At 68.3% G+C, this 16,046-nt stretch carries 14 protein-coding genes; 1 reads left to right on the top strand and 13 read right to left on the bottom strand.

Going from position 1 to position 16,046, the window contains the following annotated elements:
- Window positions 1-38: 38 nt before the first annotated feature.
- Complete coding sequence (locus TPR58_RS03105; RefSeq protein WP_346245154.1) at window positions 39-1,202, bottom strand: DUF1501 domain-containing protein; 1,164 nt, start codon at window positions 1,200-1,202, stop codon at window positions 39-41.
- A gap of 2 nt (window positions 1,203-1,204) precedes the next feature.
- Window positions 1,205-2,728 (bottom strand): DUF1800 domain-containing protein, encoded by a 1,524-nt coding sequence (locus TPR58_RS03100; RefSeq protein ID WP_346245153.1) that lies wholly within the window; start codon window positions 2,726-2,728, stop codon window positions 1,205-1,207.
- A 211-nt stretch (window positions 2,729-2,939) separates the two neighbouring features.
- On the opposite strand from TPR58_RS03100, the gene TPR58_RS03095 reads away from it, so the two are divergent.
- The gene (locus TPR58_RS03095; protein ID WP_346245152.1) at window positions 2,940-3,221 is read left to right on the top strand and encodes a hypothetical protein; all 282 of its coding nucleotides are present in this window, start codon (window positions 2,940-2,942) and stop codon (window positions 3,219-3,221) included.
- A gap of 67 nt (window positions 3,222-3,288) precedes the next feature.
- On the opposite strand, the gene TPR58_RS03090 is transcribed toward TPR58_RS03095, so the two are convergent.
- The 11 genes from TPR58_RS03090 to ftsW form a co-directional block, all read right to left on the bottom strand.
- Entirely contained in the window at window positions 3,289-4,458 is a 1,170-nt protein-coding gene (locus TPR58_RS03090; RefSeq protein ID WP_346245151.1) for a deoxyguanosinetriphosphate triphosphohydrolase, read from the bottom strand.
- Window positions 4,458-6,239: an SPOR domain-containing protein gene (locus TPR58_RS03085; RefSeq protein ID WP_346245150.1), complete on the bottom strand. Its 1,782-nt coding sequence runs from the start codon at window positions 6,237-6,239 to the stop codon at window positions 4,458-4,460. The genes TPR58_RS03090 and TPR58_RS03085 overlap by 1 nt, the downstream gene beginning before the upstream one ends.
- Before the next feature lie 158 nt (window positions 6,240-6,397).
- Window positions 6,398-7,963: a cell division protein FtsZ gene (ftsZ, locus tag TPR58_RS03080; protein ID WP_346245149.1), complete on the bottom strand. Its 1,566-nt coding sequence runs from the start codon at window positions 7,961-7,963 to the stop codon at window positions 6,398-6,400.
- Window positions 7,964-8,081: 118 nt separating this feature from the next.
- Window positions 8,082-9,341, bottom strand: coding sequence for a cell division protein FtsA (ftsA, locus tag TPR58_RS03075; RefSeq protein ID WP_346245148.1), 1,260 nt, complete (start codon window positions 9,339-9,341; stop codon window positions 8,082-8,084).
- A 6-nt stretch (window positions 9,342-9,347) separates the two neighbouring features.
- Window positions 9,348-10,277, bottom strand: coding sequence for a cell division protein FtsQ/DivIB (locus tag TPR58_RS03070; protein WP_346245147.1), 930 nt, complete (start codon window positions 10,275-10,277; stop codon window positions 9,348-9,350).
- Window positions 10,274-11,212, bottom strand: coding sequence for a D-alanine--D-alanine ligase (locus tag TPR58_RS03065; protein ID WP_346245146.1), 939 nt, complete (start codon window positions 11,210-11,212; stop codon window positions 10,274-10,276). The genes TPR58_RS03070 and TPR58_RS03065 overlap by 4 nt, the downstream gene beginning before the upstream one ends.
- Window positions 11,209-12,132: a UDP-N-acetylmuramate dehydrogenase gene (gene murB / locus TPR58_RS03060; RefSeq protein ID WP_346245145.1), complete on the bottom strand. Its 924-nt coding sequence runs from the start codon at window positions 12,130-12,132 to the stop codon at window positions 11,209-11,211. Before murB ends, TPR58_RS03065 begins: the two co-directional genes overlap by 4 nt.
- The gene (locus TPR58_RS03055) at window positions 12,129-12,323 is read right to left on the bottom strand and encodes a hypothetical protein (protein WP_346245144.1); all 195 of its coding nucleotides are present in this window, start codon (window positions 12,321-12,323) and stop codon (window positions 12,129-12,131) included. The genes murB and TPR58_RS03055 overlap by 4 nt, the downstream gene beginning before the upstream one ends.
- The gene (murC, locus tag TPR58_RS03050; protein WP_346245143.1) at window positions 12,320-13,732 is read right to left on the bottom strand and encodes a UDP-N-acetylmuramate--L-alanine ligase; all 1,413 of its coding nucleotides are present in this window, start codon (window positions 13,730-13,732) and stop codon (window positions 12,320-12,322) included. Before murC ends, TPR58_RS03055 begins: the two co-directional genes overlap by 4 nt.
- On the bottom strand, window positions 13,729-14,892 hold the full coding sequence (gene murG / locus TPR58_RS03045) for an undecaprenyldiphospho-muramoylpentapeptide beta-N-acetylglucosaminyltransferase (protein ID WP_346245142.1): 1,164 nt from the start codon (window positions 14,890-14,892) through the stop codon (window positions 13,729-13,731). The genes murC and murG overlap by 4 nt, the downstream gene beginning before the upstream one ends.
- A complete protein-coding gene (gene ftsW, locus TPR58_RS03040) occupies window positions 14,889-16,034 on the bottom strand; it encodes a putative lipid II flippase FtsW (protein ID WP_346245631.1) in 1,146 nt (381 codons plus the stop codon). Before ftsW ends, murG begins: the two co-directional genes overlap by 4 nt.
- Between the last annotated feature and the right edge of the window lie 12 nt (window positions 16,035-16,046).

Here is a 16,046-nt window from a genome sequence, read left to right as displayed (position 1 = left end):
CAACCTCGCCACCGCGTCACCCCGCCATGCCGATCGGCCTATGCCCGGGCCAGCCCCTCGATCAGCGCCACCCGCTGCATCTCGGGAAACAGGGTCGTCGCGGCCTTCGCGCCATCGATCCGGTAGTGGCCGGCGATCGCGCTGGCGATGACCCTATCCAAGTCCGTCGTCGGCTTCAGGTCGCGCCCCTCGTAGAGCGCGGCGTCGGACAGGCCCGGCCAGTCCGCGACGATCCGCCCGCCATTCACCGCCCCGCCCAACAGCATCGCCACCGATCCGGTGCCGTGATCGGTCCCCTGGGTGCCATTGACCTTTACAGTCCGACCGAACTCGGTCGCGACGACCACCATGGTGTTCGCCCATTGCGGACCCAGCCCGACCTTCAACGCACCGATCATCCCGTCCAGGCCTCTCAGCTGGCCCGCCAGCCGCCCGCGCTGACCCGCGTGAGTGTCCCAGCCGCCGGTCTCGATCATGGCGACCCGCGATCCGGTGTCGGCGGCCAGCATCTTCGCAGCCAGTGTGCCGATCGCAATGGCGTTGCGCCCCTTGTCGCCGGTCATGTCACCCGTCAGCATCCGGGTTGCGATGGCCTGCTCCCACGCCTCGTGCAGCTTCGGGTCTCCCTGGTACATCGCCGATACCCGCGCCATCAGATCGTCGGACGCGTCGGGCAGCGAGCTGGGCGCATAGCTGGCCACTTCGACCGGGCCGCGCAGGGCCATCGGCACCGTCGCCGCCAGCGCGATCGCCTTCGCATCATCACCCGGTATGATCGACAGCATCCGGTTCAGCCAGCCATCCTTGAACTGATAGGCGCTGGTCCCGCCCGTCTCGAGGATATTCTGGCCATCGAAATGCGATCGGTCGCGATAGGGCGATGCGACCGCGTGAAAGAACAACGCCTCCTTCGCCGCGTACAGCCCGGCGATCTGGGTCATCGCCGGATGCAGGGCGAACATCCCGTCCAGCTTCGGCGCATCGTCGAAATCCTGCGCCAGCACCCCGCGCTGCGACACGAAGGCCGGATCCCCGACCGGCGCAAGCGTGCCGAGGCCATCCGCCGCGCCGCGCTGGATGATGAAGACGAAGCGCCGCTCGGTCGGCGCCTGGGCAAAGGCCATCGTCCCGCCAAGGCCCGATGCCAGAACCAGGGTCCCGGCGGCGGTGACGAAACTGCGGCGAGTCAACAGGGCGGTCATGATCATCTCCGCATGAATTCGGGCGACACGAGCATCAGCGCGACGCCCTGCGCCGGGCTCTCTGCGCGCGCGATCGCCTGTACCGTGCCGGGCGTGACCGCGCCGGGAAACAGTTCGGCGACGCGAACCCGCGCATCGAGCGTATCGCGCGTACGAAGTGCGAACCGTTCGGCCGCCTCGACACGGCGCATGATCGCGTCGGGCGCTTCCCAGCTTTCCGCAACGTCTTCCCAGCCGGCAGGGGAGCCGGGCTTCCAGACGGGCTGCCCGAGCTGCGCCAGCAAACTCTGCGTCGGGCCGGGCTGTAGGTCGGAGACGCCCAGCGCCCGCCAGGCCGCAATCGTCCATTCCCAGGGCGTGCGGAATTTGACCGGCTTCGGCGTCCACGCCTCGGGTGCCTCGATCAGCGTCCGGTAGAGATGCGGCAGATCGCCACCGCTCGCCAGGAAGCTGCGCTCCAGCTTGCCGACCAGGCTGGCAGGCGGGTCGTCTCCGGCAAAATGTCGCGCGATCTTGGTCGCCACATGTCGCGCCGTCGCAGGATGCGATGCGAGAAAATCAAGGATCGCCGCCGCCTGGTCTTCGCCGGTCTGCGGCCATTGAACGCGAAGCAGGGTGCGCGGCCCCGGCTCGTGATATCGCGCCATGAACCGGAAATCGCCGGGTGAACCTGTTCCGTCGGCATCGCGCGCCCGGCCCAGTCCGACGACGGTCCATCCCGTCATCGCGCGGGCGAATTCGGTCACATCGCCCTGCGTGTAGACGCTGCGGACCCCCAGCGTGTGGAGTTCGAGGATTTCGCGTGCGAGATTCTCGTTGAGACCCGCGCGTCGCCCGTTACCGCGTCCGGCGGCCCGCTGCGCGGCGGGGGAATTGGGCCCGATCGACTGCGCCTGATCGAGATAGAGCAGCATGGTTGGATGACGTTCGACCGCGAACAGCATGTCGCGAAACGTGCCAAGCACGTTCGGCCGGATCGCGTCGAACTCGAGCTGTCCTGACAGATAGATGTCGCTCAGCTGATCGGCGGACACCGCGAAATGATTGGCCCAGAAATGGACCATCCGCTCGACGAACGGCGCCGGGGTCTCGAGCGCCACCGCACATCGCGCCGTGATGGCGCCAGCCAGCATATCCCGCGCCTGGCGCTGGGCGCGTCTTCGCGCTTCACGGGCCGGGTCCTCGGTGACACTGGCCACCTCCTTTTCCAGGTCGCGCGCCATGTCGACCATCGCCATGTCGCCGCGCGGGGGCGAGTAACCCGCCGGCCGGCTGGATATGGCCGGCACGGGTGGCGGGGCGGCGTCCTGCGGCTTGCCGGCCTGACGGATCGCGCGCAACTCGACCTGGTAGGCGAGGATGTTGGACGCAATGTCCCTGGTCGACGGCAACGCCGCGATCGCGGCGGGCCTGGCGTCATAGCTTTCGAACTGATCGACCAGCCAGCGCTTCGGCTTGTCCGGAGGCGTATCCCCGGCGCGCGCACCGAGCCCGAAGCGGTTCAAGGCAATATTGGCATCCGACATGGCCATTCCTCGATTTCCGAATGGTATAGGCGCCGACTGTCGCGAAAGTGTGTCAGCCGCACGATCCGCCGCACGCCTGTAACGTCCTGACGATTGCAAAATCTGCATTCGCTAGAATCGCGCTTTGCGTTTGCCGCATATGTTGCGGTGCAGCATTCTTTGCTCAGAAGAGGATGCAGGTCTGGCTCTCATCGAAACGAGGGAGAAGATCATGTCCAAGTTCCTGTTCGCCGCTGCCGCCACCACGCTCGCCTTCGCCAGCCCGGCGCTTGCCGCCAGCGAACCCGTCACCTTCGTGAACGACGGCATCAGCTACACCTATTCGACCAAGAAGGTCGGTGACCTGACCGTGATCGAGGGCACCAGCGCCCCGGGCGGTCGCATCTATCTCGAAGTCCGCGGCACGCGCGTGAAGGGTGTGATCAACAGCACGCGCGTCGCGTTCGACGTCCCCGCGCGCAAGGATCGCAACGGCCAGCTCGCCGCGCGCTGATCATCTCCGGCTCGTCGATGACGGTCGCCATCCCGTCATCGGCGAGCCACCGGCCGATCGCCCGGGTTCAAAAGGCGTCCGGCAAATCCACCTTGCCGCCGATTTCGCCGAACCGGCGAATGGCATAGCGGTCGGTCATGCCGGCGATGAAGTCGGCGATGTGCCGGCTCCGCTCGGGCTCCGCCTCGGGCAGCGCGTCGCGCCACTCCGCCGGCATCAGCCCCGGATCGGCGGCATAGCCCTCGAACAGTCCGGCGACGACGGCATGGGCAGCCTCCCCCGCCGCAATCTGGCTGGGGTGATGATAGAGGTTGGCGTACATGAAGCGCTTCAGCCCGCGTTCGGCGTCGCGCATCTCGTCGGAAAACTGGCCGAGTGCCCGGCCCGCCGCGCGCACGTCATCGACCGTCTCGACCCCGGACGCAGCCACCCGCTCGCGCGTCGCGGCGATCAGGTCGTTGACCATCTCGCCGATCTGCGAGCGGATCAGCTCGCCCACCAGCCGTTTGGCCGACACGCCCGGAAAACGCGCCTCGACCCGGCGCCATCCGGCCTCGATCATCGGCACCGCCAGCAACTGGTCGAAGCTCAGCAATCCCGAGCGAAGACCATCATCGATGTCGTGATTGTCATAGGCGATGTCGTCCGCCAGCGCGGCGACCTGCGCCTCCAGCGACGGCCAGCTGTTCAGTTCCAGGTCGAACGCGGCATCCGCACGGGCCAGCGCCCATTGCGGCTCCGCGATCGGCCCGTTGTGCTTGGCCAGCCCCTCCAGCGTGTCCCAGGTCAGGTTCAACCCGTCCCATGCGGGGTAAGGCCGTTCCAGCTCGGTCAGCAGCCGCAGCGTATTGCCATTGTGGTCGAACCCGCCATGCGCGGTCAGCGCATGCTGAAGCGCATCCTCGCCCGCGTGACCGAATGGCGGGTGGCCGATATCATGCGCAAGGCACAATGCCTCGGTCAGATCCTCGTTCAGGCCCAGCGTCCGTGCGATCGTGCGGCCAATCTGCGCGACCTCCAGGCTGTGGGTCAGCCGGACGCGGAAATGGTCGCCGTCAGGCGCCATGAAAACCTGGGTCTTGTGGCGCAGCCGCCGGAAGCTGATCGAATGGATGATGCGATCCCGGTCGCGCTGGAAAGCGTCGCGCGGACCGCGCACATCCCTGGCGTCGCCTTCGGGATGAAGGCGACCGCGGCTACGATCAGGGGTGCATGCCCAAGGGGCCCGTTCGGTCACTAGAGCGCGATCTTCGTGATCTTCTGGCCCGCCTCGCTGGTGAAGACGAAGGCGGACATGCCTTCCTTCTTCAACTGATTGACGAAGGTCTGCGCCTCCGCGGCAGTCTTGAACGGTCCGGCCAGCAGGCGATTGGTTGCGCGCAGCGGTGCCGACCATGCGGAGCGACCGCGAAACGCCGCCGGTGCCTTCTTGGCAAGCTGCCGCCACGCACCGGGCAGCATGTCCTCATTGGCGCCGCCCGCGACCTGCACCCAGATCCGCTTGGGTTCAGGCTCGACCTTGGGCTTCGGCTTGGCCGGCTCCTTTTTCCTGCCCTTGGCCGTGTCCGCGGTCTCGTCAGCCTTGTCGCCCGCTCGTGCCGCGGGCTTGCCCCTGGTTTCGGCGGGCTTGGGCTTCGGTGCCGCGACCGGAGCGACCGGCTTCGATCGCGCAGGCGCCGGTGACGCCGTGACAGTCCGTGCGGTCACGGTGCCTCGCGTTGCCGGTGCCGGCAACGCCACCACCTCGCGCTCATTTTCCGGGACAGCGATGCCGTCGACGATGCTCGCAAGCAGATTGTCCTCCGCGCCGACGCGCGGCGCGGCTGCGGCCGATGGACGGCTGGAGGCCGGGGCCGGGACGATGGTCGAAGAGGCCAGCCGGACCGGGTCCCGCGCCACCGGGGTGGTCGGCTGCACCGTCTCACGCCCCGCCGGCCAGGCCGGCGCGCGATGCGGCTGGCGCGACGCTACTGCAACCGGAGCGGGTGTGGGCGCGGGCGTCGGAATCGGCTGGACGATTTCCGTCGGCTGGACATAGCGCGGCGGTGCCGGGAGCGGCGGCTCGGCGGCGGCCATCTGGACAGGCGCGGGAGCCGGGGTCGGCGCCGGCTGCGCAGCCGCCACCTCGCGCTGGGCGCGGCCGCGACGCGACGCGCGCTCTCGTCCCCTGGCCGGCCGCGCAGCCTCGACCGAACTGGGCTGTTCGGCCCCGCGTCGAGCGGTGCGCGCGGGCTGCGCCGGTGTCGCCGCCGAGGCCATCTGTACCGGCCGCTGGTCGGGAACATAGGGGGCCAGCCGGGGCGCCATCTGCGCATCGGCGATCCGTGCGGTCGTCCGACCCATCTGGCCGTAATGCACGGCAAAGGCGCGGTCGCCCGGCGACATGCCCTGCAGACGCCGGAAGGACGGTCCCAGCGCGGCCCCCATGTTGGCGGGCATCATGCTCTGGGCGATGCGGTCCGCCGCGGGCACATCGCCATTCATCGCCAGGATGAACGCACGCGCGCGCCAGGCCGCGCGATCGCTGCGCCGCAGGAGCGGCTCGAGCTCGCGCATCGCCTCGTCGCTCTTGCCGGTGATGCCGAGCGACAGCGCATAGCGCCGCACGGTCTCGTCATCCTTTTCGCGGCGAAGCGCTTGCTGATATTCACGCTGGGCAAGGTGCGGCGCGCCCATCAGGTCATAGGCCAGCCCGCGATCGGAGGCATATTCAGCCATCGGCAGGCCCAGCCGCTCGGCGGTGTCGAACAGGCGCAGCGCCTCGCCCGGCCGCTCCATTCGAACCAGCACAGCTGCGCGCCCCGCGGAAATGCGCGGATTGTCGGGCTCGACCTGCTCGGCGCGCGCATAGAAGGCAAGCGCGGCGGACGTGTCGTTCAACCGCGTGCTGATCGCCGCGGCCGAGAGCAGCGCGCGCAGGTCGCGCGGATTCTGGGCCAGAACCCGCATCTCCGATGCCAGCAGGTCGGCGTCGGGATTGGGCCTGGCGACGATCTCATTCTGCGCGAAGGCCGGCATGGATGCGCACCCAGCCGCCAGGGCAAGGGCAAGCGCAGACAAGGATGTAAAGCGAATCCGGTTCATGGGTCCCCCACCCTAAGCCCTTATCGCTGAACCACGAATAACGACGCCCCCGCGGTTCGCCGAAGCGAGCCGCGGGGGCGACCAATCCGTGATTACTGGTTGTTCTGGCTACGCAGGAACCGCGGAATATCCAGCGGATCCTTGTCGTCATCGTCCGGCGTCGACTTGTTGCCGCCGCGCGCGGCAGACGCCATGCGCTCGAACAGCGTGCCGCCCGAGCGACGCTCCGTGCGGGGCGCGGGCGCTGCGGCCGGCACCTCGTCCTCTTCCGAGGTCAGCCAGCGGCGACGGCTGCCGAAGTCCGACGAGGGCTGGGCCGCGGGCGCGGGCTGCGCTGCGAAATCGCCACGGTTGTCGAACGCATCCACCGCGCTTTCCGAACCGAGCAGCAATTCGTCGCCTTCATCGGCTGCCACCGGCTGCGCCGCTGCCGGGGCGGCAGGTTCGAAGCCGGCCGGAGCGGCCGGCGTTGCTGCCGGGAAGCCAGGCTCATCGCCGAAGGTCAGCGGCGCGGGCTTGGGCTCGCTCGTCTGCGCGACGGGCTCGGCGACAGGGGCTGCGACCGGCTCGGGCTCGGGTGCTGCAGCCGGGGCGCTGGCGGCCGCGTCCAGTGCGGGGCGGCGCGGACTGGCGAAGCTGAAGACGCGCGGCTGCTCTACGGCCGGAGCCGCCGGACGCGCTGCCGCCTGGGCATCGGCCTCGATCCCGGTCGCGACGACCGAGACGCGGATGCGCCCCTCCAGATCGGGGTTGAAGGCCGAACCCCAGATGATGTTCGCGTCGGGATCCACCAGTTCGCGGATATGGTTCGCCGCCTCGTCGACCTCGAGCAGGCGCATGTCCTCGCCGCCGGTGATCGACACGATCACGCCCTTGGCGCCGTTCATGCTGACACCGTCGAGCAGCGGGTTGGCGATCGCCTTCTGCGCGGCGACCAGTGCGCGGTCGTCGCCATCGGCCTCGCCCGTGCCCATCATCGCCTTGCCCATCTCCTGCATCACCGAACGCACGTCAGCGAAGTCGAGGTTGATGAGGCCCGGCATGACCATCAGGTCGGTGATGCCGCGCACGCCCTGCTGCAGCACCTCGTCGGCCATCTCGAACGCTTCCTTGAAGGTCGTGTTCGCATTGGCGATCAGGAAGAGATTCTGGTTGGGAATGACGATCAGCGTGTCGACATATTTCTGCAGCTCCTCGATGCCCGCCTCGGCCGAGGCGGCGCGGCGCTTGCCTTCGAACGCGAAGGGCTTGGTCACCACGCCGACGGTCAGAATGCCCATGTCGCGCGCAACCTTGGCGATGACCGGAGCCGCACCGGTACCGGTGCCGCCGCCCATGCCGGCTGCGAGGAAGCACATATGCGACCCCTGCAGCGCCTTCTGCACGACATCGATCGTCTCTTCGGCGGCCGCGCGGCCAATCTCGGGACGCGAGCCCGCGCCCAGACCCTGGGTGATCTTCGCGCCCAGCTGGATACGGTGTCCGGCGGCCGAGGTCTTCAGCGCCTGCGCATCGGTGTTCGCCACGAGGAACTCGACACCCTGCACATCGGCGCGGATCATGTTCGCGATCGCGTTGCCGCCGGCCCCGCCGACACCGATAACGGTGATCTTCGGCGTCAGTTCATCTTCATCGGGCGGCAGGAATTCGATACTCATCGCCTTGATCTCCCTTCGCGCTCCCGACCGTTCGGGCCTGCGCGATTAATTCTGTAACTTTGATGCACCACTCGTCGCGACGACTCTAGCGGAATCGCGCTACCCTGTTCGCATTTCTTTAATAGTTGGCCCGGAACGCGGCCAACAGGCGCGAAAACACGGCGCGCGGACTGGCCCGGGTGACCAGCTGGTGCTTGGGCTCCAGCGTGCGCAGGTCCAGCGGGTCCGCCGCGGCAAAACAGGCCAGCCCGGCCAGCGTCGCGAAGGCCGGGCCGCTATGCGCCTCGGGCAGCGCCACCAGCCCCCTGGGCCGGCCCACGCGCACCATGCTGCCCAGCACCTGCTGCATGTAATCGGCGATCCCGGTCAGTTCGGCACCGCCGCCGGTCAGCACGATCTGGCGGCCGACCGGGTCCCCCATGCCCAGCTTGGTCAGCTCGGCCTGGATCTGCGGCACCAGCCGCTCCAGCCGCTGGCGGATCACGGCGATGAGCTGTGCCTTGGTGATGCGCGTCGTCTCCGCCCCCTCGGTCGGGTTCGCGTGTACCACATCGATCATGTCGTGATTGTCGCGCGGGCTGATATTGGCCGAGCCGTAGAAGCATTTCGTCCGCTCGGCCCAGGCGCGCGCGGTGCCGAAGGCGGTGGCGATGTCGTCGGTGATGTCGGCCGAGCCCATGCCGATCGACGCCAGCCCCGACAGCACGCCGCCCTGGAACACCGAGACATTGGTCACGCCCGCGCCGATCTCGACCAGCGCGACGCCCAGTTCGCGTTCCTCGTCGGTCAGGCAGGCAAGGCCGGTCGCGACCGGCGCGGCGATGATCGACCGCACCTCGAGATGCGCCGAGCGGACGCACAGGTCGAGGTTGCGCACCGGCGAGCCTTCGGTGGCGACGACATGGATGTCGACGCCCAGGCGGTCGGCATGCAGCCCGATCGGGCGCTTCACCCCGGCCAGGCCATCGACCGAATAGCGCGTCGGCTGCGCGTGCAGCACCATCTTGCCATGCGGGTTGATCGCCTCGCGCCCTGCCTTCAGCAGTTCGTCGATGTCGGACTGCTCGACCCGGTGGCCGCCCAGATCGGCCTCCAGCTTGACGATGTCCGAGATCAGGCCGCCTGCCGAGAAGCTGACCCAGACATCCTCGATATTGGTGCCGGCGATGCGCTCCGCCTGCTCGACTGCCTCGCGGATCGCGAGCTCGGTCGCATGCATGTCGGCGACATAGCCGCGGGTCACGCCGCGGCTCTCGCGCTGGCCCGTGCCCAGCACGACCATCTGGCCGTCGTCGGTGCGCTGGGCGATCAGCGCCGACACTTTCGACGTGCCGACGTCGAGCGCGGTGATGAGCCCCTCAGGTGTCGTCTTCGCCATGCCCTGTCACTCCCCCTCGTCATTCTGCACCGGCGTCGCGGCCGGCGTTTCCAGCGACGGCGTCGCGACCGCCTTGGGCGGCGCCTCGCGTCGCTGGACATACATGGTTTCGCCGACCCGCATGTCGAACCGGACGAAGCCGCGGCCCAGCAGCCGCTGCGTCCCGTCCAGCGCGGCGAAGCGCTTCAGCGCGTCGACCGATTCCTTCTCGCCTTCCGGTAGCAGCAACCGCTCCCCGGTGTCGAAGGTCAGGTCCCAGCGGCGATTGCCGACCCAGGTCGACGCCTTGACCAGCGGCTTGAGCGCCGGCGCCGCGTCCATCAGCTTGCGCCGCGCCAGCTCCTGGCCGTTTGCGCCGTCGCCCACCAGCAGCGGCAGGTCGGGCATCGCGTCGCGCGACACCGACTCGAGCGACACGCCCTTCTCGTCGATCAGCATCAGCACACCCTTGTGCTGCCACACCGCCGCGGGCTCGCGCTCCACGACGTTGACCACCAGCGTATTGGGCAGCCGGCGCGAGACACGCGCATCCTCGATCCACGGATATTGCAGCAGCCGCTCGCGCACGAGTTCGAGATCGACCAGCGGCATCGCCCGCGATCGCTGGTCGAGCGCCTGGGTCAGGATCGTGTCGCGGTCCATCCGGCGCATGCCGTTGATGTCGACCTGCTCGACGCGCAATCCCGCTTCACCGACCACCTCGGACGCCGCGACCCCGACCATCCCGGGCACGCCGAAGAAGCTGGCGACGGCAAGCGCCACCGCACCGGCGACGCCGACGATCCCCCAGGTGGCGATCTTCTGCAGCGTGTCGTGGCTGACCGGCAGCGCGACCATGGTCTGATCGATCAGACCCGGGCCCTTCTTCTTGCGTATCTGCGCGCGTTTCTTCGCCGGTGGGCGGGAAGAGGAACGGCGGACCGTCCGTTTCGTCACGCCCCGGCGCCCGCCGCGCCCAGCGCCTCGTCGACGATCCACTGCACCAGTTCGGGATAGCTGATCCCGCAATGCCGTGCCTGTTCGGGCACCAGGCTGAGCGGGGTCATGCCCGGCTGGGTGTTCACCTCGAGCAGGAACAGCCCGTCGGCGCCCTGGCTATCGTCCCAGCGAAAGTCCGATCGCGACGCGCCCTTGCACCCCAGCAGCCGGTGCGCCTCGACCGACAGGCGCATGCACGCATCAGTGATCTCGTCGGGAATCTGCGCCGGAAAGACGTGCTCGGTCAGCCCGTCGGTATATTTGGCGTCATAGTCATAGAAGCCGCTCTGCGGCTTCAGCTCGGTCACCCCCAGCGCGCGATCGCCCAGCACCGCGCAGGTCAGCTCGCGCCCGCGGATGAAGGGCTCGGCCAGCAGCTCGTCAAATTCCTGCCACGGCCCCCGAGCCTGGGCACTGATCGGGTTCGAGTAATTGCTCTCCGACGTCACGATCGCCACGCCGACCGACGACCCCTCGTTCACCGGCTTCAGCACATAGGGGCGCGGCAGCGGATCGCGCTGGTACAGCTCGTCGGTCCGCACCATGCGACCGCCCGGCATCGGGATGCCGTGCGGCACCAGCGCCTGCTTGGTCAGCTGCTTGTCGATCGCGATGACCGAGGTGACGAGCCCCGAATGGGTATAGGTCAGCCCCATCAGGTCGAGCATGCCCTGGACGGTGCCGTCCTCGCCCGGTGTGCCGTGCAGCGCGTTGAACACGACATCGGGCTTCAACTCGGCCAGCTTCAGCGCGACACCGCGATCCATGTCGACGCGGCTCACCTCGTGGCCGAGCGATTCCAGGGCATCGGCGACGCCGTTGCCCGACATCAGCGAGACCTCGCGCTCGTTCGACCAGCCGCCCATCAACACTGCGACATGGAGCTTGCTCAAGAACCGACCCTCTCACTGCCTTCGCCGGCACGCTTGCCGACACGCTGGATTTCCCATTCGAGCTCGACACCCGACTGCGCCTTGACCCGAGCGCGAACCTCCTCGCCCAGCGCCTCGATATCGGCACTGGTCGCCTCACCCAGGTTCAGCAGGAAGTTGCAATGCTTCTCGCTGACCTGGGCATCGCCCCGCCGCAGCCCGCGGCACCCCGCTGCATCGACCAGCGCCCAGGCCTTGTGGCCATGGGGATTCTTGAAGGTCGACCCGCCCGTCTTCGATCGAAGCGGCTGGGATTCCTCGCGCGCGGCGCCGATACGGTCCATTTCCGCCGAGATCGCGTCCTTGTCGCCGAAGTCGCCCGTGAAATGCGCCGCGACGATCACCGAATCCGCTGCCAGCTCCGAATGGCGATAGCTGAAGTTCAGCGCGCTCGCCGGCAAGGTGCGCAATTCCCCCTGCCGGTTCACCACCTCGAACATCGACAGCACATCCGCCACCTCGCGGCCATAGGCGCCCGCATTCATCCGCACCGCGCCGCCGACCGTCCCGGGAATGCCCCGCAGGAATTCGAGTCCGGCCAGCGCGTGGTCGCGTGCCTTGCTGGCGACCGAGATCCCGGGCGCACCGGCACCCGCGCGAATGCCATTGTCGCGCACGCCGATCTGGGCGAACGCCTTGCCCAGCCGGATGGTGACGCCCGGCTTGCCGCCGTCGCGCACGATCAGGTTGGATCCCAGGCCCAGCGGCCACACCTCGACCGCCGGGTCCAGGTCACGCAGGAACGCGCGCAGGTCCTCGACATCGGCCGGCTCGAACAGCCATTCGGCAGCGCCGCCGCTCTTGAACCAGACGAGCGGCGCCAGCGGCGCGTTGCGCGTCAGCCTGCCGCGAACCTGGGGAAGATCGACGGTCGCCGTCACTTCATCCCCCACAGCCCGGCCCAGTGCTTCCACGCCGCCAGATTCGCCTCGGCCGCCTTCTGTCCCGCCTCCTGGAACGCCGTCATCTGGCGCCCGGCGTCGAGAAACTTCTGCGCCACGTCCATCTGGGCGTGCTGCGCGCGCAGCATCTCGCGCTGCATCTCGATTGCGGTCGTGAAAAAGTCGCTCATGCTGCCACCTTTGCCGTCTCGATCGCGCCGGCCAGGCTGGCCGCCCATTTCGTGATGTCGCCTGCGCCCAGGCAGACGACCATGTCGCCGGGCTGGATCACGTCCGCCAGCGCCTCGGCCAGCGCCGGCAGGTCGGCGACGGTCGAGGCTGCCCGGTGGCCGCGGCGCTTGACGCCCTCGACCAGCGCCTCGGCATCGACGCCGTCGACCGGCTGCTCGCCCGCGGCATAGACCGGGGTGACATAGACCATGTCGGCGTCGTTGAACGCTTGGGCAAAGTCGTCCATCAGGCTGCCGAGCCGCGAGAAGCGGTGCGGCTGCATCACCGCGATCACCCTGCCCTGCGCGCTTTCGCGTGCCGCCGCCAGCACCGCGCGGATCTCGACCGGATGATGGCCGTAATCGTCGATGACGGTCGCGCCGCCGGTTTCGCCGACCTTGGTGAAGCGGCGCTTCACCCCGTCGAACCGGGCAAAGCCCTTCTGGATCGTGGCGTCCGGAATGCCGAGTTCCAGCGCGACGCCGATCGCGGCCAGCGCGTTCTGGACATTGTGGCGGCCCGGCATCGGCAGGTCGATCCCCTCGATCGAGCGGGTCGTGCCGTCGCGGTGGCGGATGATCGCCTCGAACCGGTTGCCGCCGGCATGGGGGGTGACGTTGACCCCGCGCACATCGGCGCTGGCGGCGAAACCATAGGTGACGATGCGGCGGTCGCGCACGCGCGGGATGATCGCCTGGACCTCGGGATGGTCGAGGCACAGCAGTGCCGCGCCATAGAAGGGGACATTCTCGACGAACTCGACGAAACAGTCCTTCACCTTGTCGAACGAGCCATAATGGTCGAGATGCTCGGGATCGATGTTGGTGACGACCGCGATCGTCCCGTCCAGCCGCAGGAAGCTGCCGTCGCTCTCGTCGGCCTCGACGACCATCCAGTCACTGTCGCCCAGCCGCGCGTTCGAGCCGTACTGGTTGATGATGCCGCCATTGATAACGGTCGGATCGACGCCGCCCGCATCGAGCAGCGCCGCGACCATCGAGGTCGTCGTCGTCTTGCCATGGGTGCCGGCGACCGCGACGGTCGACTTCAGCCGCATCAGCTCGGCCAGCATCTCGGCGCGGCGCACCACCGGGATACGGCGCTCATAGGCCGCCTCGACCTCGGGATTGCCGCGCTTGATCGCTGTCGAGGTCACGACCACCGCCGCCTCGCCCAGATTCTCGGCGGCATGGCCGATCGCGATCGGGATGCCGCGCTTGCGCAGTCCCTCGATCACATAGCCTTCCGCCACGTCCGACCCCTGCACCTGATAGCCCAGATTGTGCATCACCTCGGCGATGCCCGACATGCCGATCCCGCCGATCCCGACGAAATGGATGGTGCCGATATCGGTCGCGACGCCCTTCATGCGGCGAATTCCTTGCTGGCCGTCTCGGCCTCTGTCTGGGGGGAAGCGGGACGGTTGCCCGCCGCTGGCGTGCCAATCGATTCGACCAGGTCGGCCAGGTCGCGGGCGGCGTGCGGGCGGCCGCAGCTTTTTGCGCGCTCGGCCGCATTCTGAAGCCCGACCGTCTCGAGGCCCAGCTTCTGGATCTGCTTGGCCAGCTCGGCCGCGGTGAAGCTGGGCTGCGCGATCGTGCGCGCGCCGCCGGCATTGGTGATCTCGCGCGCATTGACTGTCTGGTGATCGTCGGTTGCGCTGGGCAGCGGCACCAGGATCGCCGGGCGGCCGGCGGCCGTCAGCTCGGCGATGGTCGAGGCGCCGGCGCGGGCGATGACGATATGGGCCCAGGCCAGATGCTCGGGCAGGTCGGGCAGATAGGTGGCGATCTGCGCCGGAATCTCGTGCGCCAGATATTTGGCCCGCACCGCATCGATGTCCTCGATCCGCGCCTGGTGGGTCACCTGCATCCGGCGCCGGAAATGCGGCGGCAGCAGCGCCAGCCCATCGGGCACGACCTTGCTCAGCACCGACGCGCCCTGGCTGCCGCCGGTCACGAGGACACGGAAGATGCCGTCCTCTTCCAGCATCGGATAGGGCCGGTCGCGCAGCGCCAGCACGTCCTCGCGCACCGGATTGCCGGTCAGATGCGTCTTGGCCTGCCAGCCGGACTTCAGCCGCTCGACCTCGCCATAGCTGGTTGCGATCGCGTTCACCCGCCCGGCGACAAGGCGATTGACCCGCCCGAGCACCGCATTCTGTTCATGAACGATCGTCGGCACCCGACGCGAAAAGGCGGCAAGCAGCGCGGGAAGCGCGGGATAGCCGCCAAAACCGATCACGCAGCTGGGCGACAAGTCGCGATACAGTTTCTTCGCCATCGCCCGCCCGGCCATCATCTTGCTGGCCGCCTTGAACCAGCCCAGCGGCCCGCCGCCCAGCCGCCCGGCCGGCAGGACATGCGTTTCGACATCCTCGAACAGCCCGGGAAAGCGCACGCCGCGATCGTCGCTGATCAGCGCGACCCGGTGCCCGCGCGCCGTCAGCTCGGCCGCCAGCGCCGCCGCAGGCACCATGTGCCCCCCGGTGCCGCCCGCCGCCAGAACATAGGTACGCGTCTTCGTCATGTGCCGCTCCACCGGACAGTATAGGGAGAGCGCTTCAGATACGGGTTCCGCCGCGTGAAAGCGAGCAGAAGCCCCATGCCGATGGAAAGCGCGACCATCGACGAACCGCCATAGCTGATGAACGGCAGGGTCATGCCCTTGGACGGGGCCAGACCGGTATTGACCGCCATGTTGATGAACGCCTGCACCCCGAACTGCGCGACCAGCCCGGTGGCGGCGAGCAGCTTGAACGCATCCTCCTCGTCGATCAGCTTCAGCAGCACGCGCAGGATGATGGCGACATAGAGGATCGCGATCGCGCCGCATGCCAGCAGGCCGAACTCCTCGCCGATCACCGAGAAGATATAGTCGGTATGCGCCTCGGGCAGCTTGAACTTGACCTGGCCGCTGCCCGGACCGGTCCCGAACAGCCCGCCGGAGGTGAGCGTCTGCTCCGCCATATTGGTCTGGTAATGCTCGGCCAGCGCCTTTTCCTTGGTCGGCCACAGGAAGCTGTCGATGCGGATGCGCGCGGTCGAGTAGAAGAAATAGGCCGAGACCACCCCGGCCAGCGCCAGCCCGCCCAGCGCGGCGATGATCGCGGGGGAGATGCCGGCGACGGTCAGCAGGATGATCCACACGATGCCGAACACCATCGTCTGGCCGAAATCCGGCTGGATCATCAGCAGCACCGCGACCACCGCGGTCAGCGCGCCGGTGATGCCCAGCATCAGCGTCATCGGCAATTCGCTGTCGCGCGCACGCAACGACAGGATCCAGGCGGTCGACACGATGAACAGCGGCTTCAGGAATTCGGACGGCTGGAGATCGGAAAAGCCCAGGCTGATCCAGCGCCGGGCGCCGTTCACCTCGCTGCCGACGAACGGCAGCAACGCCAGCAGCACGATGCAGATTCCCGCCCCGATCAGCGCCCCCCGCCTCGCCAGGGTCAGGGGCACCATCGACACCAGGATCATCACCGGAACCGACAGCGCGACCCAGATCAGCTGGCGCCAGAAATAGAACATCGGCGCGACGACATGCGCCCCGTCGGAATAACGGCGCGCCGTCGCCGGCGACGCGGCGGCGACCGCGACCAGTCCGATCGCGATCAACAGGAAGACCAGCAGCATCAACACCCGGTCGACTTCCCAGAACCACATGCCGGCGCGCGT

Origin of the sequence: Sphingomonas rustica, assembly GCF_039652585.1 — a bacterium.
GTDB classification, from domain to species: Bacteria; Pseudomonadota; Alphaproteobacteria; order Sphingomonadales; family Sphingomonadaceae; genus Sphingomonas; species Sphingomonas rustica.
This window is presented reverse-complemented; position numbering and strand designations above follow the sequence as displayed.

Excerpts from the sequence above, each read along its gene's own strand:
- TPR58_RS03105 (WP_346245154.1), bottom strand. The coding sequence starts at position 1,202 with ATGACCGCCCTGTTGACTCGCCGCAGTTTCGTCACCGCCGCCGGGACC.
- TPR58_RS03100 (WP_346245153.1), bottom strand. The coding sequence starts at position 2,728 with ATGTCGGATGCCAATATTGCCTTGAACCGCTTCGGGCTCGGTGCGCGC.
- TPR58_RS03095 (WP_346245152.1), top strand. The coding sequence starts at position 2,940 with ATGTCCAAGTTCCTGTTCGCCGCTGCCGCCACCACGCTCGCCTTCGCC.
- TPR58_RS03085 (WP_346245150.1), bottom strand. The coding sequence starts at position 6,239 with ATGCCGGCCTTCGCGCAGAATGAGATCGTCGCCAGGCCCAATCCCGAC.
- ftsZ (WP_346245149.1), bottom strand. The coding sequence starts at position 7,963 with ATGAGTATCGAATTCCTGCCGCCCGATGAAGATGAACTGACGCCGAAG.
- ftsA (WP_346245148.1), bottom strand. The coding sequence starts at position 9,341 with ATGGCGAAGACGACACCTGAGGGGCTCATCACCGCGCTCGACGTCGGC.
- TPR58_RS03055 (WP_346245144.1), bottom strand. The coding sequence starts at position 12,323 with ATGAGCGACTTTTTCACGACCGCAATCGAGATGCAGCGCGAGATGCTG.
- murC (WP_346245143.1), bottom strand. The coding sequence starts at position 13,732 with ATGAAGGGCGTCGCGACCGATATCGGCACCATCCATTTCGTCGGGATC.
- murG (WP_346245142.1), bottom strand. The coding sequence starts at position 14,892 with ATGACGAAGACGCGTACCTATGTTCTGGCGGCGGGCGGCACCGGGGGG.
- ftsW (WP_346245631.1), bottom strand. The coding sequence starts at position 16,034 with ATGTGGTTCTGGGAAGTCGACCGGGTGTTGATGCTGCTGGTCTTCCTG.